The organism is Streptomyces sp. NPDC018964, assembly GCF_044390325.1.
Taxonomy (GTDB): domain Bacteria; phylum Actinomycetota; class Actinomycetes; order Streptomycetales; family Streptomycetaceae; genus Streptomyces.
Map to the genome: position 1 here is coordinate 45,701 of NZ_JBIRYZ010000031.1, position 22,416 is coordinate 68,116.

Annotated in this window: 22 protein-coding genes and 1 riboswitch; of the genes, 5 read left to right on the forward strand and 17 right to left on the reverse strand. The window is 73.2% G+C overall.

Going from position 1 to position 22,416, the window contains the following annotated elements; genetic code table 11:
* Positions 1-348: 348 nt before the first annotated feature.
* The gene (locus ACH5AO_RS33565) at positions 349-1,953 is read right to left on the reverse strand and encodes an amidohydrolase (RefSeq protein WP_398931349.1); all 1,605 of its coding nucleotides are present in this window, start codon (positions 1,951-1,953) and stop codon (positions 349-351) included.
* A gap of 207 nt (positions 1,954-2,160) precedes the next feature.
* Entirely contained in the window at positions 2,161-2,601 is a 441-nt protein-coding gene (locus tag ACH5AO_RS33570) for an Lrp/AsnC family transcriptional regulator (RefSeq protein WP_030867874.1), read from the reverse strand.
* 267 nt (positions 2,602-2,868) lie between these two features.
* On the opposite strand from ACH5AO_RS33570, the gene ACH5AO_RS33575 reads away from it, so the two are divergent.
* Together ACH5AO_RS33575 and ACH5AO_RS33580 are read left to right on the forward strand one after the other, a co-directional pair.
* A complete protein-coding gene (locus tag ACH5AO_RS33575) occupies positions 2,869-3,303 on the forward strand; it encodes a hypothetical protein (protein ID WP_398931351.1) in 435 nt (144 codons plus the stop codon).
* Between the two features lie 118 nt (positions 3,304-3,421).
* On the forward strand, positions 3,422-3,658 hold the full coding sequence (locus ACH5AO_RS33580; RefSeq protein WP_398931353.1) for a hypothetical protein: 237 nt from the start codon (positions 3,422-3,424) through the stop codon (positions 3,656-3,658).
* Here the strand turns inward: ACH5AO_RS33580 and ACH5AO_RS33585 are convergent.
* The 4 genes from ACH5AO_RS33585 to ACH5AO_RS33600 all read right to left on the reverse strand — a co-directional run bounded on the left by ACH5AO_RS33585 (position 3,636) and on the right by ACH5AO_RS33600 (position 8,091).
* Positions 3,636-4,808, reverse strand: coding sequence for an acyl-CoA dehydrogenase family protein (locus tag ACH5AO_RS33585; RefSeq protein ID WP_398931355.1), 1,173 nt, complete (start codon positions 4,806-4,808; stop codon positions 3,636-3,638). The two genes, ACH5AO_RS33580 and ACH5AO_RS33585, sit on opposite strands and share 23 nt — an antisense overlap.
* A 704-nt stretch (positions 4,809-5,512) precedes the next feature.
* Entirely contained in the window at positions 5,513-6,169 is a 657-nt protein-coding gene (locus ACH5AO_RS33590) for a TetR/AcrR family transcriptional regulator (RefSeq protein WP_398931357.1), read from the reverse strand.
* A gap of 94 nt (positions 6,170-6,263) precedes the next feature.
* The gene (locus ACH5AO_RS33595; protein WP_106979546.1) at positions 6,264-6,404 is read right to left on the reverse strand and encodes an SCO1431 family membrane protein; all 141 of its coding nucleotides are present in this window, start codon (positions 6,402-6,404) and stop codon (positions 6,264-6,266) included.
* A gap of 307 nt (positions 6,405-6,711) precedes the next feature.
* Positions 6,712-8,091: a peptidase C39 family protein gene (locus ACH5AO_RS33600; protein ID WP_398931359.1), complete on the reverse strand. Its 1,380-nt coding sequence runs from the start codon at positions 8,089-8,091 to the stop codon at positions 6,712-6,714.
* Between the two features lie 261 nt (positions 8,092-8,352).
* On the opposite strand from ACH5AO_RS33600, the gene ACH5AO_RS33605 reads away from it, so the two are divergent.
* Entirely contained in the window at positions 8,353-9,009 is a 657-nt protein-coding gene (locus ACH5AO_RS33605; protein ID WP_398931361.1) for a uridine kinase, read from the forward strand.
* A 429-nt stretch (positions 9,010-9,438) separates the two neighbouring features.
* Positions 9,439-11,301 carry an AAA family ATPase gene (locus ACH5AO_RS33610; protein ID WP_398931363.1) on the forward strand — a complete coding sequence of 621 codons (1,863 nt, stop codon included), beginning with the start codon at positions 9,439-9,441 and terminating at the stop codon, positions 11,299-11,301.
* A gap of 216 nt (positions 11,302-11,517) precedes the next feature.
* On the opposite strand, the gene ACH5AO_RS33615 is transcribed toward ACH5AO_RS33610, so the two are convergent.
* From ACH5AO_RS33615 to ACH5AO_RS33660, 10 genes are all read right to left on the reverse strand, one after another.
* Positions 11,518-12,594, reverse strand: a complete 1,077-nt coding sequence (locus ACH5AO_RS33615) for a hemolysin family protein (RefSeq protein WP_398931365.1) — start codon at positions 12,592-12,594, stop codon at positions 11,518-11,520.
* A complete protein-coding gene (locus ACH5AO_RS33620; RefSeq protein ID WP_398931367.1) occupies positions 12,591-13,922 on the reverse strand; it encodes a hemolysin family protein in 1,332 nt (443 codons plus the stop codon). The genes ACH5AO_RS33615 and ACH5AO_RS33620 overlap by 4 nt, the downstream gene beginning before the upstream one ends.
* Before the next feature lie 282 nt (positions 13,923-14,204).
* Positions 14,205-14,675 carry a PH domain-containing protein gene (locus tag ACH5AO_RS33625; protein ID WP_398931369.1) on the reverse strand — a complete coding sequence of 157 codons (471 nt, stop codon included), beginning with the start codon at positions 14,673-14,675 and terminating at the stop codon, positions 14,205-14,207.
* 19 nt (positions 14,676-14,694) lie between these two features.
* Positions 14,695-15,543, reverse strand: coding sequence for an ATP phosphoribosyltransferase (hisG, locus tag ACH5AO_RS33630; RefSeq protein ID WP_398931371.1), 849 nt, complete (start codon positions 15,541-15,543; stop codon positions 14,695-14,697).
* A gap of 49 nt (positions 15,544-15,592) precedes the next feature.
* The gene (locus tag ACH5AO_RS33635; protein ID WP_398931373.1) at positions 15,593-15,865 is read right to left on the reverse strand and encodes a phosphoribosyl-ATP diphosphatase; all 273 of its coding nucleotides are present in this window, start codon (positions 15,863-15,865) and stop codon (positions 15,593-15,595) included.
* A 34-nt stretch (positions 15,866-15,899) separates the two neighbouring features.
* Positions 15,900-16,385: a 6,7-dimethyl-8-ribityllumazine synthase gene (gene ribH / locus ACH5AO_RS33640; RefSeq protein WP_030867847.1), complete on the reverse strand. Its 486-nt coding sequence runs from the start codon at positions 16,383-16,385 to the stop codon at positions 15,900-15,902.
* Between the two features lie 21 nt (positions 16,386-16,406).
* Complete coding sequence (locus ACH5AO_RS33645; RefSeq protein WP_398931375.1) at positions 16,407-17,696, reverse strand: bifunctional 3,4-dihydroxy-2-butanone-4-phosphate synthase/GTP cyclohydrolase II; 1,290 nt, start codon at positions 17,694-17,696, stop codon at positions 16,407-16,409.
* On the reverse strand, positions 17,693-18,334 hold the full coding sequence (locus tag ACH5AO_RS33650) for a nicotinamide riboside transporter PnuC (RefSeq protein ID WP_398931377.1): 642 nt from the start codon (positions 18,332-18,334) through the stop codon (positions 17,693-17,695). Before ACH5AO_RS33650 ends, ACH5AO_RS33645 begins: the two co-directional genes overlap by 4 nt.
* Positions 18,331-18,945, reverse strand: coding sequence for a riboflavin synthase (locus ACH5AO_RS33655; protein WP_398931379.1), 615 nt, complete (start codon positions 18,943-18,945; stop codon positions 18,331-18,333). The genes ACH5AO_RS33650 and ACH5AO_RS33655 overlap by 4 nt, the downstream gene beginning before the upstream one ends.
* Positions 18,946-19,090: 145 nt before the next feature.
* A riboswitch (FMN riboswitch) is annotated at positions 19,091-19,221 on the reverse strand.
* A 145-nt stretch (positions 19,222-19,366) separates the two neighbouring features.
* The gene (locus ACH5AO_RS33660; RefSeq protein ID WP_398931381.1) at positions 19,367-20,575 is read right to left on the reverse strand and encodes an ROK family transcriptional regulator; all 1,209 of its coding nucleotides are present in this window, start codon (positions 20,573-20,575) and stop codon (positions 19,367-19,369) included.
* Positions 20,576-20,707: 132 nt separating this feature from the next.
* Here ACH5AO_RS33660 and ACH5AO_RS33665 point away from each other — a divergent pair, with 132 nt between their 5' ends.
* On the forward strand, positions 20,708-21,913 hold the full coding sequence (locus ACH5AO_RS33665; protein ID WP_398931383.1) for an MFS transporter: 1,206 nt from the start codon (positions 20,708-20,710) through the stop codon (positions 21,911-21,913).
* On the opposite strand, the gene ACH5AO_RS33670 is transcribed toward ACH5AO_RS33665, so the two are convergent.
* A complete protein-coding gene (locus ACH5AO_RS33670; RefSeq protein ID WP_398931385.1) occupies positions 21,873-22,331 on the reverse strand; it encodes an acyl-CoA thioesterase in 459 nt (152 codons plus the stop codon). The two genes, ACH5AO_RS33665 and ACH5AO_RS33670, sit on opposite strands and share 41 nt — an antisense overlap.
* Positions 22,332-22,416 lie beyond the last annotated feature (85 nt).

Consider the following 22,416-nt stretch of genomic DNA (forward strand, 5'->3'; position numbering starts at 1 on the left):
TCGCCCTGAAGCCGTTGTCTACTGAGCACCCGGGCCCCACCCCGGGTCGCACCTCCCCGGCCGGCTGGAGCGTCCCTCGGTACCGCGCCGCCGCTGAGCCTGGCTCCCAGTGACGGTGCTCCGGTGCGGCACGCCGTCCCTGACCCAGCGGCGCTGCCCCGAGTGGCCGGACGTTCTCCGGTCGGGCGTCCGGTGGTGGACCCGGCCGAACCTATCGGCCCCCCGCCGTCGCCTGTCAACAGTCGTTTGACCTGCGCGATGCGGCTCGCATGCCTGGTCAGCCGCGAGGATGCGCAGGTCGCGAGACGGGGACGCGGTGCGTGATCGTCACCGTGCCACCCCCGCAGATCACTCGCCCGGCCGCACGAACACCGTGCGCCCGCCGACCACGGTCCGCAGGCAGACCGGCAGGTCACGGCCGGGAGCGAGATCGGGCAGGCCGGGGGTGCCGGAGCGGGGGTCGGTGGACCAGCGCGCCACCCGGTCGTCGGGTGCCTGGACGACGAGTTCACCGGTGCGCCAGAGGGCGTAGTCGGCGGGGGCGCCGGGCACCAGGACGCCCGCGTCGTCGCGTCCGACCGCCCGCCAGCCGCCGCGCGTGTGCGCGGTGAACGCGGCGCGCACGGAGACGCGGTGCTCCGGTGTGCGGTGGAAGGCGGCGGCCCGGACCGTGCCCCAGGGGTCGAGGGGGGTGACCGGGCTGTCGGAGCCGAAGGCGAGCGGGACGCCCGCCCGCAGCAGCGCCGCGAAGGGGTTCAGGGAGCGGGCCCGCTCCGCTCCCAGACGCCGCGCGTACATGCCGTCCTCGCCGCCCCACAGGGCGTCGAAGGCGGGCTGGACGGAGGCGGTCAGACCGAGTTCGGCGAAGGCGGCGACGGTCTCGGGGGTGAGCATCTCGGCGTGCTCGACGCGGTGCCGGGCGGCGCGGACGCGGGCGAGACCGAGCGTGCCGGCGGCGGCCCGCACGCCGTCGACGACGGTGCTCACGGCGGCGTCACCGATCGCGTGGAAGCCGGCCTGGAGCCCGGCCTCGGTGCAGGCGACGACGTGGGCCGCGACGGCGGCCGCGTCCAGGTGCGCGGTGCCGGTGTGTGCGGCGTCGGCGTACGGCTCGTGCAGGCACGCGGTGTGCGAGCCGAGGGCGCCGTCGGCGAACAGGTCGCCCGCGGCGCCGATCGCGCCCAGCTCACGGGCCTTGGCGACGTCCTGTTCGGCCCAGTAGCCGACGACGCGCGGGCCGTTCTCCTCTGCGGCGAGCCGCAGCAGTCCGGTGAAGTCGTCCTCGGAGGAGATCTCCGGTCCGCCGCACTCGTGGACCGTGCCGATGCCGAGGGAGGCGGCGTGGCCGAGGGCGGCGCGCTGGGCCTCGGTGCGCTGGGCCGGTGTGACGGCGGCCAGGGCGGCGGCGCGGACGGCGTGATGGGCGTCCCCGGTGAGCGGGCGGTCCTCGCGGGTGACGGCGCCCGGGACGAGGTCGAGCAGCGCGGTGGTGACGACCGCGGAGTGGACGTCGATCCGGCTGAGGTAGAGGGGGCGGCCGCCGGCGGCCTCGTCGAGCTCGGCGCGGGTCGGGGGACGGCCGCCGGGCCAGCGGGCGGCGTCCCAGCCGTGGCCGAGGAGGACCCGGTCGTCCGGGCGGGCGGCGGCGAACTCCCGTACGCGGGCCAGCGCGGCCTCGAGGGAAGGGGCGGTGGACAGGTCCAGGCCGGTGAGGGCGAGGCCGGTGGCCGTGGTGTGGACGTGCGCGTCGGTGAAGGCGGGGGTGACCAGCGCACCGTCGAGGTCGATCACCTCGTCGACCCCGTCCGCGAAGGCGTCGGCGGCGCCCTCGGAGCCGACCCAGGCGATCTCACCGTGCTCGACGACCATCGCGGTGGCGAAGGGGTCGGCGGGGCTGTGGACCTCCCCGCGGCGGAGCAGGACGGTGCGGGGCGGGACGGTGCGTTCACTCATGTCCCACAGTTTCGCGCGTCGCGCGGGGCGCTCCGTACGCGGGGCCGTCCCACCACGACGGAGACGGCCCGCGGGGCCACTGCCCCGGGATGTTCCACCGCCCCGCCGTGCTCGCCCCGCCGTGCTCGCCCCGCCGCCCCTCCCCGCTCCCGGCCCCGGGGGCTCCGCCCTCGGGCCTCCGCTCCTCGAACGTGGAGGGGCTGTGGTTCAGATGCGCGGCGGACGGGCTTCGTACGGGGTGGAGAGGACCACCGTCGTGCGGGTGGAGACGCCTGCCAGCGAGCGTACGCGGGCGAGCAGTTCCTCCAGTTCGTGCGGTGTGGAGACGCGCACCTTGAGGATGTAGTTCTCGTCGCCCGCGACGCTGTGGCAGGCCTCGATCTCGGGGACGCCGGCGAGACGGTCCGCGATGTCGTCGGGGGCGCTGGGATCGAAGGGTTTGACCGAGATGAAGGCGGTCATGGGCAGGCCGACGGCCTCCGGGTCGACGACCGCGGCATAGCCGCGGATGACGCCACGCTGTTCCAGCCGGCGCACCCGCTGGTGCACGGCCGACGTGGACAGGCCCGTGGCCTTGCCCAGGTCTGTGTAGCTCATCCGCCCGTCCTTGACGAGCAGCTGCACGATCTGTCGGTCCAGCTCCTCCATGGCGCAAGAACCTACAGTGCGCTTGATCCCCTCGGGTACCTGAGCCGTCCAGGTCATGCCCGGTTCGTGATGCGCCGGGGACCGCCGCGCGCGGTCCGGGGGGACAAAGCCCCCGCACGGGGCACCCGCACATGGCATGTGACGAACACCACACCCTTCGAACGGTCTCCGTGATGTTCCCGTGATTACCCCGGAGGGGGGACGGGAAGTGCTTGCTGTGGTCGAGGCCGCAGTGCCTTCACGGCCCAGCCCGAGGGGGAGAACCCAATGCAGAGTCTTAAGCGCCTTGGTCGTACCACGTCCAAGCGGCAGCAGCCGGTCGTCGAGCTCGACCCGGAGTACGTCGAACCCGACGCCCCGGACGAGGAACTCGACACCTACGACACCTTCGAGATGTACCGGGTCGTCTGCCCGGACTGCGCGCAGCCCATCGCCCTGCTCGCGGACGAGGACGTCCTGCCGGAGCACGCGCTGTGCGCCTCGCCGTGGAACCCGTTCGGGCTCACGGTCTGCGCCGGCACCGGCCGCCGGGCCGCCGAGGCGCGGCCGGCCGACGAGTCCGTCACTCCCCAGGAGCAGGACACCGCGCTGCTGTTGACGCTCCCTCAGGGACTCGACTGGCGCACCCAGCCCTTCTCGCACGTCGGCGGCCCGGGCTCGCGTCCGATCCGGGTCCCGGCGATGCGGCGGCACGCCGCCTGAGCGCACACCGGTGCCGGGGCGGCGCGGTCCGCCGCCCCCGTCCGTGCGGGACGGCCGCGAACGCACGTCCTGTTCCAGGGGTCGGTGACCCGTCGGGCCGCTTCCACGTTGCCCGGGTATGACGACCCCCACGTACTCGACGACCGGGCGTCAGCGTCACGTCTTCGTGCCGCCGCCCATGGAGGCGGTCGCGCCCGTGCCGCCCCGGCTCCCGGATCCTCCGATCTACCGCGATCTCATGCGGACCTGGGTCGACCGGGGCCGCACGGTGCCCGGGCGGCAGGATCCGGAGTGGACCCGGCTCGTCGCGCCCTGGCGGGGGCCCGGCCGGATCAGCGGGTCTCCGGACCCGTGAGGTGGCGGGCGATGACCATGCGCTGGATCTGGTTGGTGCCCTCGACGATCTGCAGGACCTTGGCCTCACGCATGTAGCGCTCGGCGGGGAAGTCCGCGGTGTAGCCGTAGCCGCCGAGGATCTGCACGGCGTCGGTGGTGACCCGCATCGCCGTGTCGGTGCAGTGCAGCTTGGCCATGGCGGCCTGCTTGGCGAACGGCCGCCCCGCGTCGCGCAGTCGGGCCGCCGCCAGGTACAGCGCGCGCCCCGCCTCGATCTGCGTGGCCATGTCGGCGAGCATGAAGCGCAGTCCCTGGAAGTCGGCGATCGGCTTGCCGAACTGCCGCCGCTCGGCCGCGTAGCCGAGCGCCTCGTCCAGCGCCGCCTGGGCCAGGCCGATCGCGCAGGCGGCGATGCCGAGCCGGCCGCCGTTCAGCGCCGACAGGGCGATCGCGAAGCCCTGCCCCTCCTCCCCGACCCGCCTCGCGTCGGGAACCCGGACGCCGTCGAGATGGACCTGGGCGGTCGGCGAGCCCTTCATCCCCATCTTCTTCTCCGGCACGGCGGCGCTCAGCCCTTCGGCGTCACCGGGCACCAGGAACGCGGTGATGCCGCGCGGGCCCTCCTCGCCGGTACGGGCCATGACGGTGTAGAAGTCGGCGATGCCACCGTGGGTGATCCACGCCTTGGTGCCGGTGAGCACCCAGTCGTCCCCGTCGCGCACCGCCTTGGTGCGCAGGGAGGCCGCGTCGGAGCCCGAGGCGGGCTCGGAGAGGCAGTAGGCGCCGAGCAGGCCGCCGCCGAGCATCGCCGGCAGGTGTTCGGCCTGCTGCTCCTTGGCTCCGTGGGCGGCGAGCGCGTAGGAGGCCAGGGTGTGCACGCTGACGCCGAGGCCGACGGTGAGGCGGGCCGCGGCGAGCTCTTCGAGGACCTGGAGGTAGACCTCGTACGGCTGGTCACCGCCGCCGTACTCGGAGTCGTAGGGCAGGCCGAGCAGGCCGGACTCGGAGAGCAGCGTGAACAGTTCACGGGGGAAGCGTCCCGCTTCCTCCTCCTCGGCCGCCCGCGGGGCGACCTCGCGCTGCGCGATGTCGCGGACGAGCGAGATCAGGTCCCGGGCTTCGTCCGTGGGCAGTTGCCGGTCCACCGGCTGCGGGGCGCGGTCGGGCATGGCGACGCTCTCCTCCCTGTTCGGGCACGTCGGCGTGCGCCTTGGGTGGGGGCGGCTCCGCCGGGGTCGTATCGGTGCCTGGCCGATGCTCGCACTCCCGGGTCTCGGAAGCTGCTGACCAGCGGCTGTGCGCTGCGAGTATGCCCGATCGGCCGCAGCAAGTCACCCGTTAACGACCGCTCACTTCAGGAAATCCCCTCCCCCGCGAGGAGACGACCGGATGCGGTCCCGTACCGCCCCCGCACCCCGCGGTCGCTCGTGTCCGCCGCGTGCGCCACCGTGCCCGGCGCCGGACCACCCGCCGGCGCGGCGTTCCGGCCGCGACCGCCGCGACCTCGGCTCAGGAGACCGCCGGTTCCCAGGTCGCCGGAGACCTCACCGCACGGGGCGCCCACGACCGCGCGCACCGCGTCGGGAACATCGGGACGCCGCGCTCCGTGGACGGGCTCACCCCCGTCGCCCACGCCGTCGGCGACCCCTGCGCCGCACCTTCGACCAGCCTCGCGAACCGGAGAAGGAGGCCCCGACCGCCACCAGGACGACCCGCGAGGAGCGGCAGGGCCCGGGCGGCACGTCCGTCCGGGAGCCGGGCGGTGACACCGCGGACGGGGAACTGACCGAGGCGCCCCGGTGACCCTCTCGGGCGCACGCCGGGGGCGGGGTTCCACGGGGGACTTCCGCCCCGGCCGCCGTCCGGGACCGGCTCAGCCGTCGCGGCGGGCGGGCGCCGGTGCCAGGTAAGCGGGGTCCAGCTCCTCGATGGCGCGCAGGGCCCCGCCGAGCGTCTTCACCAGCAGTTCGCCCATGGTCTCGCGGGACAGTTCACCGCGGTCGATCCACGCGAGTGCGGCACCCTCCACGCTGCACACCCAGGCCAGCAGCCCCATCCGGGCCACCGGCGCGATGTCCATACGGCCGTAGGCCCCCTCGGCGATGGTCGCGACGATGGCCTCGCGCACCCCGTCCCGGATCGCGTGCACCTCGGTGTCGAAGCCGACGCCGCCGCTGACGATCGCGCGGTAGGCGGCCTGGTTGTGCTCGGCGTACCGCAGATAGCTGTCGATGGTGCGGTGCACCCGCTCCGCGGGCGGCAGCCCGGCCCCGCTCGCGGCGAAGGAGACCAGGCCGGCCACCGAGTCCTCGATGATCGCCAGGTAGTAGCCGCGCTTGGAGTGGAAGTAGTAGTAGATCAGCCCCTTGGCGACCTGCGCCTGGCGTGCGATGTCGTCCATCGAGAGCGCGTCGTACGACGTGTCCGCGAACAGCCTCCGCCCGATGGCGATGAGTTCGGCGCGGCGCGCGGACGAACGCTCGGTACCGTGCGCCGCGGCGCGTACGGCGGACTGCCGGCTGATGTTCAATGTCGACCCAGGTCTTCCTGCGGACGGTGGGACATCCCGCCGCAGTATGTCAGGTCGTCCGGAGGGCCCGGGCCGGTATTGCCGCGGCCTCGGGTTACAGCAGTCCCAGTTGGGTCACGAACATCGCGAGGACCACGACGAGGGTCCATCCCATGGCGTGTTCGAAGATCTTCGGGCCGTCCTCCCGGGGGCCGCCGGTGCGGGCGCGGGTGACGGTGGCTGCGTTCGCGGTCATGGCTTCTCGCTGGTCTCTGTGGTGCGGTGGACTCCCCCTGCGACTGACGTCCACCTTGCCACCGTGAGCGGCCTGTGTGGCCGAGAGGTTGGTCACAGCCGTGCGGCGGGGCCCCGGCGGCCCGGGGCCCCCCGCCCGCCCCGCGCACCCCCCCCCCCCCCCCCCCACCGCCGAGCGCGCCCCCCGGGGGGGCCCGGCCCGGCCGATGCCGGCCCCCCTCCCCCCGGGGGGGGGGTGTGGGGGCGGTTTGGTGGCCCCCCCCGGCCGGGGGCCCCCGGCCCCCCGGGGCCCCGCCGGACGGACCGGCTCAGCGCACGCCCACCGCCGCGAGCGCCTTGCGCTGCCGCGGGGTCGGCCGGGCCGGGAAGTAGAGGTAGCAGATCCCCCCGGTGCCGGAGACGACCTTCCCGGAGGCGTTGTACCGCTTGGTCCTCAGCCAGATGTTCTCCCACTCGCGCCGGTCGTAGACGCGGCGCACGGCCTCGTTGTCGTCCGAGGCGGGGTCGTTGGCGATCACATCGCCGTCGGCGGTGAAGCCGATCACCGTCATCAGGTGCCCGGAGGTGCCGTACCCCGCCCCGGTCAGCTCCTCCGCCAGGAACGACTGCGACGTGATGGCCGGGATGCCCGCGGCGATCAGCGTCTCCAGGTCGGTGAGGGAGCCGAGGCGGGTGACCACGCCCGCCAGGCCGTCGAAGGTGGCCGCGTAGGCGGCGTTGAACGGCCAGTTGCCGCAGCCGGCGTACTGGTGGTCGTACGTGTACCGGGCCGCGTGGCAGATCTGCGGGTCGGCGTAGGACGGATCGACCCAGGACAGCTGCTCCTCGGTGAGCCGCCCTCCCCAGTACTCGATGATCATCTGCGAGGAGGTGGGGCTGCACCAGGCCTCGCCGCCGTTGTCGTACTCCGGGTACTGGCCCTTGTGGATCTCCTGCGAGTAGCGCGGGACGATCAGCTCCTCGGCGAGACCGGGCCGGGAGGCGGGAACGGTGAACCGGTCGGGGACGTCGGAGCCCATCACGCCGAGCCGCCACACCGTCGGGGTGAGCCGGGTGCCGGGGCGGCGGTGGAGGGTCAGCCGCAGCCGGTACGAGACGACGCGCAGGCCCGAGGCCGCGTCGTCCACGGAGAGCGTGTCCGTCCAGACGGTGCTCCTCCCGTCGCCCTGGCCGTCCACCGAGGTGCGCCGGATGTCCTGATCGCCGGCGGCCCAGCGGCCCATGACGTACCAGGGGCTGTCCGTGCCGTCGGAGTACGTGCCCTTCAGCTCGATCTGGAGCCAGGTGCCCTCGGGGGTGTGCGCGTTCCAGGAGGCGATGACCTCCGTCGCCGGAACCCCGGGACGGTGCACGGGTGAGGTCCAGGTCGCGTACTCCCAGGCGGTCGTGCGGCCGGTGTGCGGGTCGGTGTGGTCCGTGGTGCCGGCGGGCCGCGCGATCACGAGGCCGGGACGGGCGCCGGTGACGGCACGGGTGCCGTCGGCGGTGCCGCCGCACCAGTCGGCGTACGAGGTCCAGGCCCGGTTGTCGACGGGACGGGCGGCGGTCCGGCCGGTGCCGACGGTGCGTCCGGCCGGGATGCCGGCCGTCGGGGTGCCGGCGGACGCCGGGCCCGCGCTCCCGGCGACGGCGACGACGACCGCCGCGGCCAGGAGGGATCTGCGGGAGGGCAGTTCGGCTCTGCTCATGGGTGGAGGACCCCCAGGTGTCGGAGTCGGGACAGGACCAAAGCGCGGCCGGCCGGACGGCGGACGTCCGCCGGATGGAGCGGGTGTGCGCCCACTATGAACGCAGCCGGGCGGATCCTGCCAGCATCCCGGCCGTGCCGAGTCCGACCGACAGGGGACTCGCCCCATGGCGGGGCCTGCGGCGGGCCCGTCCGGCCGAGGGTTCGGGGGCTTCTCCGTCCGGGCGTCCGGGCTCGTCCGTCCGGGGCCTAGAGTGCTCCGGTGAGCCCTCCACCCTCCCCGCCCCAGGAGCCGGCCCTCCACGGTCTCGCCTCCCGCATCCGCCGGCTCGCCCCCTCGTGCGGCCCGGTCCGGCTCGTCGGTGTCGACGGACACGCCGGCTCGGGGAAGTCGACGTTCGCCGTGCGACTGGCCGAGGCCCTGGACGGCGCTCCGGTGCTGCGGCTCGACGACATCGCCAGCCACACCGAACTGTTCGACTGGACCGGACGGCTGCTGAGCCAGGTGATCGAGCCGCTCGGCCGCGGCGAGACCGCGCGCTACTCCCCCTATGACTGGCGGGCCCGCCGCTTCGGACCGTCCCGCCGGCTGCCGCCCGCCCCCGTGATCGTCGTGGAAGGTGTCGGCGCGGGACGCCGGGCCCTGCGCCCGCATCTGGCGCTGCTGCTGTGGATGGATCTCCCCCGGGAGGAGTCCTGGTCACGGGGGCGGGCCCGCGACGGAGCGGAGCAGCGGGAGTTCTGGGACGGCTGGGTCCGCGCGGAGCGCGAACACTTCACCGGCGATCCCTCACGGCCCTTCGCCGGCCTTCTGGTACGGCAGCGCCCGAAGGGATACGAGCTGCTTCCCGGGCCTGCCGGGGCGGGTGAGCCACCCCGGCCGATCACGTACGGTGACGGGTCACCCGCGTTGTGGTGAACCCGTGAAGAGCGGTCCCGGACAAGTTGCCGGAGTACCCCAACTCGGCTTGACCGGGGGCGCGTACAGGTCTTACGTTCTCAATGTGCGGCCCTTCGGAGCCGCCGGCAGACGCGAAGCCCCCGGTTGTTCCCCCGTGATCGGGGGCTTCGTTCTGCCCTCTTCACACTTTTCGGGCGCTCAGCGGCATATGACGATCACCCTGGGTCACCGCGCGTGTTCCGCGCTCCCTCTCCCGCCTCGCCCTTCGGCGTGCACGGCACCCTACGGACGTGACGCCGCCGCAGGTACGATGCCCTCGGTGCGACCTACGGACGCTGCTTCGCGCACCTTGCAACTCCGGTCCGCGGCACAGCGGTTCGACCGACGGGAGCAGACGGACGCGGGCCGGCCGGCACACCGACGGGGGCACGGTTCGTGGGGGACGTGATGGACTTCGGCACGCAGGACCCGCAGGCCCCGGCCGATCTCGCCTGGCTGCGCGGCGTGGACGCCTACACGATGGGCGCCTATCCGCAGGCGGAGGAGGAGTTCCGGGCCGCGGTGCGGCTCGACCCGGGGATGGCCGACGGCTGGCTGGGACTGCACGCGCTGCGCGTCGACACGACGACCGCGCTGCTCAGGATGTTCCGGCACCGGGAGCGCTTCGGCGAGCAGCGCGCCCGGCACCGCCGCACCCTCAACTCCTGGTACTGGCTGGGCTGGTGGGTGCAGCCGGTACTGGAGAGCCCTCGCGATCTGCTGCTGGCGCACGCCTCCCACTGGCTGGACGGGCGCCACGTGCCCGAACTGGACCGGGCGCTCGCCGGACTGCCCCCGGTGGACGCCGATCCGCAGGTCCGCTTCCTGCACGCCTGCCGCGCCTACCTGGTCAAGGACTGGGAGCAGCTGGTCCGGTACACGGACTCCCTCGTCGAGGACCCGATGCTGGGCATCGAGGCCGGCCTGTTCGGCGGCATGGCACGGGTACGGCTGGAGATGTACGGGCAGGCCGAACCGCTGCTGTCGGCGGCGCTGATGCGGTGCCGCAGCGAACAGCCGCAGCGCAAGGAGCTGCGCTACTGGCTGGCCCGCGCCCACGAGGGGACCGGCCGCAGCGCCGCCGCGCTCCCCCTGTACCGGGCCGTGCACCGGGTCGATCCGGCCTTCATGGACACCTCCGCCCGGCTCGCCGCGATCGCCGAGGGCGACGGGTACGACGACTCCGCCGATCTCGCCGCGATCACGCTCACCGGGGCCGGGCAGGATGCCGTGGACGGCCCCGACATGCTCGATCCCCTGTTCGGCACCGAGGGGCGTGACCTGCGGCTGCCCGAGCCCGAGCCCGTGCCGGGCCCCCTGCCCCCGGTCACCGCTCCGGGCGTGCGGGAGCGGGCGGGCACCGGGACGTCACCGCTGCCCACCGGACCCACGGACCCCGTGTTACTGGAGGAAGCGCTCGCCGAGCTGGAGCGCATGGTGGGCCTGGAGCCGGTGAAGCGCCAGGTCAAGGCGTTGTCGGCGCAGCTGAACATGGCGCGGCTGCGCGCCGGGCAGGGGCTGCCGGTACAGCCGCCCAAACGCCATTTCGTCTTCTCCGGACCGTCCGGGACCGGCAAGACCACGGTGGCCCGCATCCTCGGCCGGGTGTTCTACGCCCTCGGGCTGCTCGGCGGTGACCATCTGGTGGAGGCCCAGCGGGCGGATCTGGTCGGTGAGTACCTGGGGCAGACCGCGGTGAAGGCCAACGAGCTGATCGACTCCGCGCTGGGCGGGGTCCTGTTCGTGGACGAGGCGTACTCCCTGTCCAACTCCGGGTACGGCAAGGGGGACGCGTACGGGGACGAGGCGCTTCAGGTGCTGCTGAAGCGGGCGGAGGACAACCGGGACCATCTGGTGGTGATCCTCGCCGGGTATCCGGAGGGCATGGACCGGCTGCTGGCCGCGAACCCCGGACTGTCCTCGCGGTTCACCACACGGGTGGACTTCCCCTCGTACCGGCCGCTGGAGCTGACCTCGATCGGTGAGGTGCTGGCGGAGGAGAACGGGGATGTGTGGGACGAGGAGGCGTTGGACGAGCTGCGGTCGATCGCCGGGCACGTGGTGGACCAGGGGTGGATCGACGAGCTGGGGAACGGGCGGTTCCTGCGGACGCTGTACGAGAAGAGCTGTGCGTACCGGGATCTGCGGTTGTCGGTGTATCCCGGGACGCTGACCCGGGATGATCTGGCCACGTTGCGGTTGCCGGATCTCATGCAGGCGTACGGGGAGGTTCTGTCGGGGCGGGGGCCGGCGGACCCACCGGGGTCGTGAGACCCCGGTGGGTGGGCTGACGGGGGGGTGTCAGCTCGCTCCGCTGAAGAGGTGCCTCCCCCACTCTCGGCTTCGCTCGAGCGGGGGGACCCCCATCGCCCACCCGTGCCGCCCTGGGGGTACCTCCCAGGCCCTTAAGGCACTGGGGGAGGCACGACTGCCCGCAGCTGGGGCGGCGTGGCTGCCTCGTAGCTGGGGCGGCGGGGCTACTCGTGGTCAGGGGGTCAGGGCCTCCTCCGGGGTTCCGCTCGCCCTCTGGGGGGTCACCGTCACTTCTCGGTGGGCCGGGTCACGGACCTCGCCCACCAGGAGTTCCAGGACGTCCTCCAGGGCGACCAGGCCCAGGACCCTGCCGGAGGCGTCGGAGACCTGGGCCAGGTGGGTCGCGGCGCGGCGCATCACCGTGAGGGCGTCGTCCAGGGGGAGTTCGGGGCGGAGGGTCGTCATCGGGCGCCACAGGTGCTGCGGGACGGCCCGGTCGGAGTCCTCCAGGTCCAGTACGTCCTTGACGTGCAGGTAGCCCATGAAGGCACCGCTGTCCGCGGCCACCGGGAACCGGGAGTACCCGGTGCGGGCGGTGAGTTCCACGATCTGTCCCGGCGTGACCGCGGGCGTGACCGTCACCAGCGACTCACGGCCCAGCAGGACGTCCGTCACCGGGCGGGAGCCCAGTTCCAGCGCGTCCTCCAGGCGCTCGGCCTCCTCGGGGTCGAGGAGGCCGGCCTGGCCGGCGTCCTCCACCAGCCGGTTGAGCTGTTCGCTGGTGAAGACGGCCTCGACCTCGTCCTTCGGTTCGACGCGGAACAGCCGCAGCACGGCCTGGGCACAGGCGCCGAGCGCGATCGTGACCGGCCTGCACAGGCGGGCGAACCAGACCAAGCCGGGGCTCAGCCACAGGGCGGCCTTCTCGGGGGCCGCCATCGCCAGGTTCTTCGGGACCATCTCGCCGATGACGAGGTGGAAGAAGACCACCACGGCGAGCGCGATGACGTAGCCGAGCGGGTGGATCATGCCGTGCGGCAGGTGCATCCACGCGAAGACCGGTTCCAGCAGGCGGGCGACCGTCGGTTCGGCGACGGCGCCCAGGGTCAGCGAGCAGACGGTGATGCCGAACTGGGCCGCCGCCATCATCTGCGGCAGGTGCTCCAGGCCGTACAGCACCCGGCGGGCGCGGGCCGTGCCGAGGGGTTCGATCTGGCTGCGGCGGACCGAGACCAGCGCGAACTCGGCGCCGACGAAGAAGCCGTTGGCGAGCACGAGCAGCCCGGCGAAGAGGAGTTGCAGCACGCTCATCCGGCCACCTCCACCAGCGGCAGCGGGGCCGTTCTGACCAGGCGGACGCGTTCGGCGCGGTAGTGACCGACCCGGCGTACCGACAGCCGCCAGCCGGGCAGTTCCGCGCGGTCGCCGACGGCCGGGATCCGGCCGAGCAGATCGGCGATCAGGCCGGCCACCGTCTCGTAGGGGCCTTCGGGCACCTCCAGGCCTATGCGCAGCAGGATGTCGACCCGGACACCGCCGTCGACGTCCCAGGCGGGGTTGCCGTCCTCGGGCGGGGCGGGGGCGAGTTCGGGGACGTCCTGTCCGTCGTGCTCGTCGCGCACCTCGCCGACGATCTCCTCGACGATGTCCTCCAGTGTGACGACGCCGGCCGTGCCGCCGTACTCGTCGACGACGACCGCGATGGGCTGCTCGCTGCGCAGCCGTGTGAGCAGCGGCCGTACGGGCAGGGTCTCGGGGACGAGCAGCGCCGGACGGGCGATGCGGCTCACGGGGGTGCGCAGCCGGTCGTGCACGGGCACCGCGAGGGCGTCCTTGAGGTGCACCATGCCGACGATCTCGTCGATCCGCTCCCGGTAGACGGGGAAGCGGGACAGGCCGGTGGCCCGGGTCAGGTTGACCACGTCCTCGGCGGTCGCCGAGGACTGCAGGGCGCTGACCTTCACGCGTGGCGTCATGACGTGCTGTGCGGTCAGTTCGCCGAGGGACAGGGTGCGGACGAAGAGGTCCGCCGTGTCCTGTTCCAGGGCGCCGGCCCGGGCGGAGTGCCGGGCCAGGGAGACGAGTTCGCCGGGGGTGCGGGCGGAGGCCAGTTCCTCGGCGGGCTCGATGCCCAGGGCGCGCACCAGACGGTTGGCCACGGCGTTCAGTCCGGCGATGACCGGGCGGAAGAGCCGGGCGAACGCGTGCTGCGGGCCGGCCACGAAGCGGGCGACCTGCAGGGGGCGGGACACGGCCCAGTTCTTCGGCACGAGTTCGCCGATCACCATCTGCACCGCGGAGGCCAGCAGCATGCCGACGACGACGGAGACACCGGGGACCGCGCCCTCGGGGACACCGATGCCGGTGAAGGGGCCGTGCAGCAGTCCGACGAGCGCCGGCTCGGCCAGCATGCCGACGACGAGGGAGGTGATGGTGATGCCGAGCTGGGTGCCGGAGAGCTGGAAGGAGAGCTCCCTGAGCGACTCGACGACCCGGCGGGCGCGCCGGTCGCCGCCCGCGGCGGCCCGTTCGGCGTCCGGTCGCTCGACGGTGACCAGGCCGAACTCCGCGGCCACGAAGAATCCGTTGGCCAGGATCAGTAGGAAAGCGGCTGCCAGAAGCAGCAAGGAGGTGGTCATGATGCCGCCGCCTCCGCATGCGCGCGGACCTGGAGACGCGGGTCCGCGCTATGTCGGCAGGGGGCGGCGCAGGTACTACAGGACGATCCGTCCATCGCCGGAGAGGGTCACTCCTCGGGTAGCTGGAGCCCCTGTGCACCGGGCGGGGCGGCAGGGGCGCAGGCGCGGTCGTCGCGCCTGCGCCCACCAGATTAATCAAGACATGGGCGACTGCGGCAGGTGGACGTCCCCGGACGCTTCCCGGAGTCCGGCCCCGGACCGTCCCGGAGGGGTGGCCCCGAGTCAGCTCCGGGGTGTCCCGGGCCCGGCCGTGGAGCGGGCCTCGACGAGCGCCCGCAGGGCCCGCGCGTCGGCGACGGCCCGCTGTCTGGCGATGCCCGGCTGGATGCCGAGCGCGGGCAGGCTGGTGCCGTCGCTGAGGTCGAGGAAGACCCAGGGATCACCGGAACGGAGGTTCACCTGAAGGACCTCCGCCCATTCCAGGCGGCGCCGGCTCACGATGTTGACGACGGTGACACCCGTCTCGTCGGCGTCGACCCTCGGCCGGGCCAGCAGGAACAGCACGCCGGCCAGCAGCGCGGCGGTGAACACGAAGCTGATCCGCTCCCCCGGGCTGAGCTGCTCCAGCAGCAGCGCGATCAGGGTGATGACCACGAAGAGCGCGGTGCCGGCCGTGAGCAGTACCGCGCGGGTGCGGCCCGGACGGAAGGTGACGGGCAGTTCGGGCAGCCGGCCCTCGGTCGCGTCGGACATGGTGGTGCTCCGGAACCGGTCAGAGGCGGCAGGCGTGGATGGCCGTGGTGAGGATGGCGCGGGCGCCGATGTCGTACAGGTCGTCCATGATCCGCTGGGCCTCCTTGGCGGGGACCATCGCGCGGACGGCGACCCAGCCCTCGTTGTGCAGCGGGGACACGGTGGGGGACTCCAGGCCGGGGGTGAGGTCGACGGCCTTCTCGAGCTGTTCGACGCGGCAGTCGTAGTCCATCATCACGTACGTCCGGGCGACCAGGACGCCCTGGAGGCGGCGCAGGAACTGCCGCACCTTGGGCTCCTCGCCGTCCGCGCCGGTGCGGCGGATGACGACGGCCTCGGACTTCATGATCGGTTCGCCGGTGATCTCCAGGCCGGCGTTGCGCAGCGAGGTGCCGGTCTCGACGACGTCCGCGATGACCTGGGCGACACCGAGCTGGATGGCGGTCTCGACGGCGCCGTCGAGGTGGACGACGGAGGCGTCGATGCCGTGGTCGGCGAGGTGTCCCGCGACGATGCCCTCGTAGGAGGTGGCGATCGTCTTGCCCTTCAGGTCCGCCAGGCCGCCGAGGGTGCCCGGCTTGGTGGCGTAGTGGAAGGTGGAGCGGGCGAAGCCGAGGGGGAGGATCTCCTCGGCGTCGGCGCCGGAGTCGATCAGCAGGTCGCGGCCGGTGATGCCGATGTCGAGCTGTCCGGAGGCGACGTAGATGGCGATGTCGCGCGGGCGGAGGTAGAAGAACTCGACCTCGTTCGCCGGGTCGACGATCCGCAGTTCCTTGGACTCGCGGCGCTGCCGGTAGCCGGCCTCATGCAGCATCTCCCCCGCGGGGCCTGACAGGGAACCCTTGTTGGGGACGGCGATGCGCAGCATGAGGTCGGCTTCCTTCGTGTGGGGAGGGGTGAGTGGCGAACGTCGGTTCTTACAGGTGGGCGTAGACGTCGTCGAGGGAGATGCCGCGGGCGACCATCATCACCTGGACGTGGTAGAGCAGCTGCGAGATCTCCTCGGCGGCCGCCTCCTTGCCCTCGTGCTCGGCGGCCATCCAGACCTCGGCGGCCTCCTCGACGACCTTCTTGCCGATGGCATGGACCCCCTTGTCCACCAGCTCGGCGGTGCGGGAGGTGGCGGGGTCCCCGTGGGCGGCCTTCTGCTGGAGCTCGGTGAAGAGCTCCTCGAACGTCTTCTTGGACATGGTGGTCCTTACCCTACGCGGTGACGGGGTCTGCTCACCGCCAGGGTTCGGATACTGAGCGCAGGCAGGCCGCGGTCGCCACCGCCGCGGTGACCGCCTCGTGCCCCTTGTCCTCGCTGGAGCCGGGCAGTCCGGCGCGGTCGAGGGCCTGCTCCTCGTCGTCACAGGTGAGCAGGCCGAAGCCGACGGGGACGCCGGTGTCGACCGAGACCTGGGTGAGGCCCTGGGTGACGCCCTGGCACACATAGTCGAAGTGGGGCGTGCCGCCCCGGATGACGACGCCGAGGGCGACGACCGCGTCGTAGCCGCGGCCGGCCAGGACCTTGGCGACGACGGGGAGTTCCCAGCTGCCGGGAACCCGGAGCAGGGTCGGTTCGTCGATGCCGAGGTCGTGCAGGGCGCGCAGGGCGCCGTCCACCAGTCCGTCCATCACCTTCTCGTGCCACTGTGCCGCGATGACGGCGACCCGCAGGTCCCCCACGTCGCGTACGGACAGTTCCGGTGCACCCTTGCCGCTCACGTCTCTCCTCGGTGATTCTCGTTACTGGTTGCCGCAGGCGGGCACGGCCGGCGTGTCCAGCCAGGGCAGGTCGTGGCCCATCCGGTCCCGCTTGGTGCGCAGGTAGCGGAGGTTGTGTTCGCCCGCGGTGACGGGCATCGGCTCGCGCGCGGTGACCTGGATGCCGTGACGGGCGAGCGCGTCGGACTTGTCGGGGTTGTTGGTCATCAGGCGGACGCTGCGGACGCCCAGGTCGGCGAGTATCCGCGCCCCGGCGCCGTAGTCGCGGGCGTCGGCGGGCAGGCCGAGTTCGAGGTTGGCGTCGAGGGTGTCCCGGCCGCGCTCCTGGAGTTCGTAGGCGCGCAGCTTGGGCATCAGGCCGATGCCGCGTCCCTCGTGGCCGCGCAGGTAGACGACCACGCCCCGGTCCTCGGCCTGGACGCGTTCCAGGGAGGCGTCGAGCTGGGGGCCGCAGTCGCAGCGCCGGGAGCCGAAGACGTCACCGGTGAGGCATTCGGAGTGGACGCGGACGAGGACGTCCTCGCCGTCGCCGATGTCGCCGTGGACGAGGGCGACGTGTTCGACGCCGTCGGCGGTGGAGCGGTAGCCGTACGCGGTGAAGGTGCCGTGCGAGGTGGGCAGACGGACCTCGGCCTCGCGGCGGACGGTGGGTTCGGCGGAGCGGCGGTAGGCGATCAGGTCCTCGATGGAGATGATCGTCAGGCCGTGCTTGCGGGCGAACGGGATCAGTTCGGGGAGCCGGAGCATGGTGCCGTCCTCGCCGGCGATCTCCACGATGGCGCCGGCCGGGCGCAGGCCGGCGAGGCGGGCGAGGTCGACGGCGGCCTCGGTGTGTCCGTTGCGCGCGAGCACGCCGCCGGGGCGGGCGCGCAGCGGGAAGATGTGGCCGGGGCGGACGAAGTCGTCGGCCCGCGCGGTGCCGCTCGCCAGCAGCCGGAGCGTGGTCGCGCGGTCCGCGGCGGAGATGCCGGTGGTCACGCCGTGGGCGCCCGAGCCGTCCACGGTGACGGTGAACGCGGTCCGCATGGACTCGGTGTTGTTCTCCACCATCAGGGGGATGCCGAGCCTGTCCAGCTCCTCGCCCTCCATGGGGGCGCAGATCAGGCCGCGGCACTCGCTCATCATGAAGGCGACGGTCTCGGGGGTGACCTTCTCGGCGGCGATGACGAGGTCGCCCTCGTTCTCGCGGTCCTCGTCGTCGACGACCACGACCGGGCGGCCGGCCGCGATGTCGGCGATCGCCTGTTCGACCGGGTCGAGCGTGAGGTCCTCGAGGCCGTCGGTGCCGTACAGGATCGGTGCCGTGCTCATGCGGGCGCTCCTTCCAGGGCGGGCCGCGCGTCGCGGGAGCGCAGCCACCAGTCGCGCAGGCCCCACAGGACCAGTGCGCCGTAGATGACGTAGACGAAGCCGGAGAAGGCGAAGCCGTTGGCGAAGTTCAGGGGGACGCCGACGAGGTCGACGAGCAGCCAGGCGAACCAGAACTCGACCATGCCGCGGGCCTGGGCGTACATGGCGACGACGGTGCCGACGAAGATGTAGGCGTCCGGCCAGGGGTCCCAGGACAGGGACGGGTAGAGGGTGAACAGCCCGCCGACGGCGAGGGTGCCGACGGCCGCGGCGCCCACGAGAAGAAGCCGTTCGGTGTTGGTCGCGAACCGTACGGCGACGGAGCCGTCCTGCGCCTGTCGCCGGCCGCGGTTCCACTGCCAGAAGCCCCAGGCGGCGACCAGCATGACGACGATCTGCTTGCCGGCGCTGCCCGAGAGGTGGGCGGTGGCGAAGGCCGTGAAGAGGATCAGGCCGGAGACGAACTGGGCGGGCCAGGTCCACAGGGAGCGGCGCCAGCCGAGGGCGAGGGCGATCAGGCCGATCACGTTGCCGATCATGTCCGACCACTTGATGTGCTGGCCGAAGAGGGTGAAGGCCTCGGAGTTGAGCCAGTTCACCGGGGAACCCCCTCACCGGTGACGCGGTCGCCGAGCATCCGCTCGACGTACTTGGCGATGACGTCCACCTCGAGGTTGACCGGGTCGCCGGGCTGCTTGATGCCGAGGGTCGTCAGGGCGAGGGTGGTGGGGATCAGGCTGACGGTGAAGAAGTCGGGCCCGGCGTCGACAACGGTGAGGCTGATGCCGTCGACGGTGATGGAGCCCTTCTCCACGACGTAGCGGGAGAGGTCGGCGGGGAGGGAGATCTTCACGATCTCCCAGTTCTCCGACGGCTCGCGCCCGAGGATCTCGCCGGTGCCGTCGACGTGCCCCTGGACGATGTGGCCGCCGAGGCGGGAGCCGACGGCCGTGGGGCGTTCGAGGTTGACGCGGGAGCCGACGGCGAGGACGCCGAGGCTGGAGCGTTTCAGGGTCTCCGCCATGACGTCGGCGGTGAACTCGTCGCCCTCGTGCTCGACGACCGTGAGGCAGACGCCGTTGACGGCGATGGAGTCGCCGTGCTTCGCGCCTTCGGTGACGACGGGGCCGCGCAGCCGGAAGCGACAGGCGTCGTCGAGGGTTTCGACGGCGGTGATCTCGCCCAGCTCTTCGACGATTCCGGTGAACACTTCCCGGGTCCTCCTGCCTTTTCGGGCACGGACTCCGGGGCTGCCGATAACGGCGGGAACCGCGGACGAAAACACCGGGAGCGACGCCGGACAGGGCTCGCCCGGACGGCGAACCGGTACGGCGGCGCGCATGGATGCCCGCCCGCCGCGCACTGCCTCCCATCCGGACTTTAACCGTCGGTCCAGGAATTTCACCTGGTCAACCGGTCGCTGGAGGCGACCGGGTCGCGGACTGTAACCGCCGGTTCGGACTTTCACCGACCCCGGAGTGCGCTGCTACTGGTACAGGGTCAGTGTGCCACGGCCGACCGCCGTCCATGCGTGCGGGGGGTGTGGAGTGCCTCACAGCCGTGAGGCGGGGACCGCCGAGGGTCGCGCGGGGAGCGACTCCGTCGCGGCGTCCCGCGCCGGTGAGCGGAGGCTAGTGCCCGGGCGTGCCGAACAGTTCGTCCTGGGCCCGGTCGCGGGCCGTCAGGAGGGCTCCGCGGAGCACCGCGCCGCCGCCCAGGGTGCTGGGCCGTACGTCGGCGGGCAGGGGGGAGAGGGCGGCCAGGCGGTCCCGCACCCGCGCGGCGAGCGCCTCGCCACCGGCCTGGCCGATCTCGCCGCCCAGGACCACGTGGCCGGGGTCGAGCAGCGCGACCACCGAGGCGACGCCCACCGCGATCCGGTCGGCCAGGGTGTCGAGGAAGCGTGCCTCCGGGGAGGCGGGCCCGGACGGGGAGGCGGGCCCGGCCGACGCGACGGCCGTCCGTACCGCGCCCGCCGCCGGCGGCTCGATGCCCGGCTCCGCCACGACGCCGTACTCCTCCGCCAACTCCGCGACCGCCGCCGCCCCCACCAGGGAGTGGTAGCCGCCCGCGCAGTCGGTGGCCGAGGGCAGACCGCGGGTGCCCGGGACCGGGAGGAAGCCGATCTCGCCCGTGCCGCCGGAGGCGCCCCTGCGCAGGGTGCCGTCGAGGATCACGGCGGCGCCGGTGCCGTGGCCCAGCCACAGCAGGACGAAGGTGTCCCGGTCGCGGGCCGCGCCGTCGCGCTGCTCGGCCAGCGCGGCGAGGTTGGTCTCGTTCTCCACGCTGACCCGGGCCTCGGGGAACCGTTCCTGGAGTACGGCGACCAGGTGCCGGTGCCACTCGGGCAGGCCCGTGGAGTCGCGCAGTTCGCCGCTCGCGGGGTCGATCAGCCCGGGGGCGCCGATCCCGACGGTGTGCAGCCGGTCGGCGCCCGCCTCCTTCGCCGTCCGCTCGACCAGTGCGACCGCCTGTTCGACCGCCGGTCCGGTGCCCGCCGCCCCGGTGATGGGCAGGGCGGCCTCGGCCAGCACCTCGCCGACGAGGTCGGAGACGACCACGGTGACGCCCTCGGTGCGGACGTCCAGCGCGGCCAGGTGCGCCCGGTCCGCGACGATGCCGTAGAGCTTGGCGTTGGGGCCGCGCCGCTGCTCCCCCGCCTCGCCGGCCACCGCGATGAGCCCGGCGGCGGTGAGCCGCTCGACGAGGTCGGCGACGGTCGGCCGGGACAGTCCGGTCAGCTGCTTCAACTGCCCTGCGGTCAGCGGGCCTTCCTGCTGGAGCAGACGCAGGGCGAGCCGGTCGTTGATGGCTCTGGCGGTGCTCGGGGATGCGGCCATGCCGGGATCCTTCCAGATCGGCGGGGCCGGCCGGCGCATGCTCCGTCCCCGGATGCCCCATATCTTTCAGGCAGGGTTCCTGATAGTTTACGGCGGCGCAGACGGAAACCGACGGCCGGGAGGGGCGGGACGATGAGCGCAGTGGTCCATCGACAGCGCGACGTGAGGCGGGCGCGGTACGCCGTGGCCGCCGTGTTCGCCGTGCACGGCGCCGTCACCGGCTCGTTCGCCACCCGCGTCCCCTGGATCCAGGACCACGCCGGGGTGAGCGCCGGGCAGTTGGGCCTCGCGCTCGCCTTCCCCGCGCTCGGGGCGTCCCTCGCGATGCCGCTCGCGGGAAGCGTCAGCCACCGCTTCGGCGCCCGCACGGCGCTGCGCGGCCTGATCGCGCTGTGGACGCTCGCGCTGATCCTGCCGTCGATCGCCCCGAACCTGCTCACCCTCTGCCTGGCCCTGTTCGTCTACGGCGCCACGGCCGGCATGTCCGACGTGGCGATGAACGCGCTGGGCGTGGAGGTGGAGAACCGGCTCGACAAGTCGATCATGTCGGGGCTGCACGGCATGTGGAGCGCCGGCGCCCTGGTCGGCTCGGCGGCCGGCACGCTCGCCGCCCACCTGGGCACGGACGCCCGGCTGCACCACGCGCTCGCGGCCGCCGTCTTGACGGTGGCGGGCGTGACCGCCTGCACCTGGGTGCTCGACCTGCAGCCCGCCGAGGACGAGGAGCCGCCGCCGCGGTTCGCCCTGCCGCCCCGCTCCGCGCTGCTCATCGGCGCGATCGGCTTCTGCGCGGTGTTCGCGGAGGGCGCGAGCCTGGACTGGTCGGCGGTCTACCTGCGCGACCAGCTGGAGACCTCGGCCGGTCTCGCGGCCGCCTGCACCACCGGTTTCACGCTCACCATGGCGATCGCCCGGATCGCCGGGGACCACGTGGTGGACCGCTACGGCGCCGTGCGCACGGTCCGCGCGAGCGGCGCCGTCGCCCTGCTGGGCGGACTGCTGATCGTGTTCGCCGGGCACCCCGCGGTGGCGATGGGCGGGTTCGCGCTGATGGGGCTCGGCATCGCGGTGGTCGTGCCGCTGTGCTTCGCCGCCGCCGGCCGCAGCGGCTCCAACCCGAGCCTGGCCATCGCGGGCGTCGCGACCATCACCTACACCTCGGGCCTGATCGCCCCGAGCGCGATCGGCCTGCTGGCCCAGGCGACCAGCCTGATGGTGTCGTTCGTCCTGGTGACGGTGTTGTCGTGCGGCATCGCGGGCTTCGCGGGCGTGCTGCGCGCGGGAGACCGTACGAAAGTCACGCGTCCGGAAGCAGCAGTTCCCGAGCCCCGTCCCTGAACGTCTCGCTCCAGGGCGCCGGGCGCAGGGTCGTGGCGTCCAGCCGCACCAGCACCCGGCTGCCCCGCGCGTAGGTCACCTCCCCGTCCTGCGAGCAGAAGCGGAAGCCGTACGTCAGTCCGGTCCTGCCGAGCCGCTCCAGCCACAGGTGGACCGCGTACGTACCGGCGCGGGTCACCGGGGCCTCGTAGCCGATGCGCAGCTCCCGGACCGCGTTGCAGGCGTCGCCGGCCGCCGCCCAGTCCCCGTCGAAGCGGACGCCCTTCTCCTGCCACAGCTCGGTCCACGCCCGCTCGACGAGCAGTGGGTAGCGGGCGTTGTGCAGCAGCCCCAGCGCGTCGAGGTCGTCGAAGTGGACGGTCACGGGGATCAGCCGGCCGTGCGACAGGGCGGGGGCGAGCGGGGCTTCGGCGGTCACGGGCGGGACTCCTGGGACGTACGGGACGAGTGCCGCTTACATCGAACAGCGGCGCGTCCTCATCCTAAGCAGACGCTCAGCCGGG

Coding starts and splice junctions, on each gene's coding strand:
- ACH5AO_RS33565 (WP_398931349.1), bottom strand. CDS start 1,953: ATGAGTGAACGCACCGTCCCGCCCCGCACCGTCCTGCTCCGCCGCGGG.
- ACH5AO_RS33570 (WP_030867874.1), bottom strand. CDS start 2,601: ATGGAGGAGCTGGACCGACAGATCGTGCAGCTGCTCGTCAAGGACGGG.
- ACH5AO_RS33575 (WP_398931351.1), top strand. CDS start 2,869: ATGCAGAGTCTTAAGCGCCTTGGTCGTACCACGTCCAAGCGGCAGCAG.
- ACH5AO_RS33580 (WP_398931353.1), top strand. CDS start 3,422: ATGACGACCCCCACGTACTCGACGACCGGGCGTCAGCGTCACGTCTTC.
- ACH5AO_RS33585 (WP_398931355.1), bottom strand. CDS start 4,808: ATGCCCGACCGCGCCCCGCAGCCGGTGGACCGGCAACTGCCCACGGAC.
- ACH5AO_RS33595 (WP_106979546.1), bottom strand. CDS start 6,404: ATGACCGCGAACGCAGCCACCGTCACCCGCGCCCGCACCGGCGGCCCC.
- ACH5AO_RS33600 (WP_398931359.1), bottom strand. CDS start 8,091: ATGAGCAGAGCCGAACTGCCCTCCCGCAGATCCCTCCTGGCCGCGGCG.
- ACH5AO_RS33610 (WP_398931363.1), top strand. CDS start 9,439: ATGGACTTCGGCACGCAGGACCCGCAGGCCCCGGCCGATCTCGCCTGG.
- ACH5AO_RS33615 (WP_398931365.1), bottom strand. CDS start 12,594: ATGAGCGTGCTGCAACTCCTCTTCGCCGGGCTGCTCGTGCTCGCCAAC.
- ACH5AO_RS33620 (WP_398931367.1), bottom strand. CDS start 13,922: ATGACCACCTCCTTGCTGCTTCTGGCAGCCGCTTTCCTACTGATCCTG.
- ACH5AO_RS33625 (WP_398931369.1), bottom strand. CDS start 14,675: ATGTCCGACGCGACCGAGGGCCGGCTGCCCGAACTGCCCGTCACCTTC.
- hisG (WP_398931371.1), bottom strand. CDS start 15,543: ATGCTGCGCATCGCCGTCCCCAACAAGGGTTCCCTGTCAGGCCCCGCG.
- ACH5AO_RS33635 (WP_398931373.1), bottom strand. CDS start 15,865: ATGTCCAAGAAGACGTTCGAGGAGCTCTTCACCGAGCTCCAGCAGAAG.
- ACH5AO_RS33645 (WP_398931375.1), bottom strand. CDS start 17,696: ATGAGCACGGCACCGATCCTGTACGGCACCGACGGCCTCGAGGACCTC.
- ACH5AO_RS33660 (WP_398931381.1), bottom strand. CDS start 20,575: ATGGCCGCATCCCCGAGCACCGCCAGAGCCATCAACGACCGGCTCGCC.
- ACH5AO_RS33665 (WP_398931383.1), top strand. CDS start 20,708: ATGAGCGCAGTGGTCCATCGACAGCGCGACGTGAGGCGGGCGCGGTAC.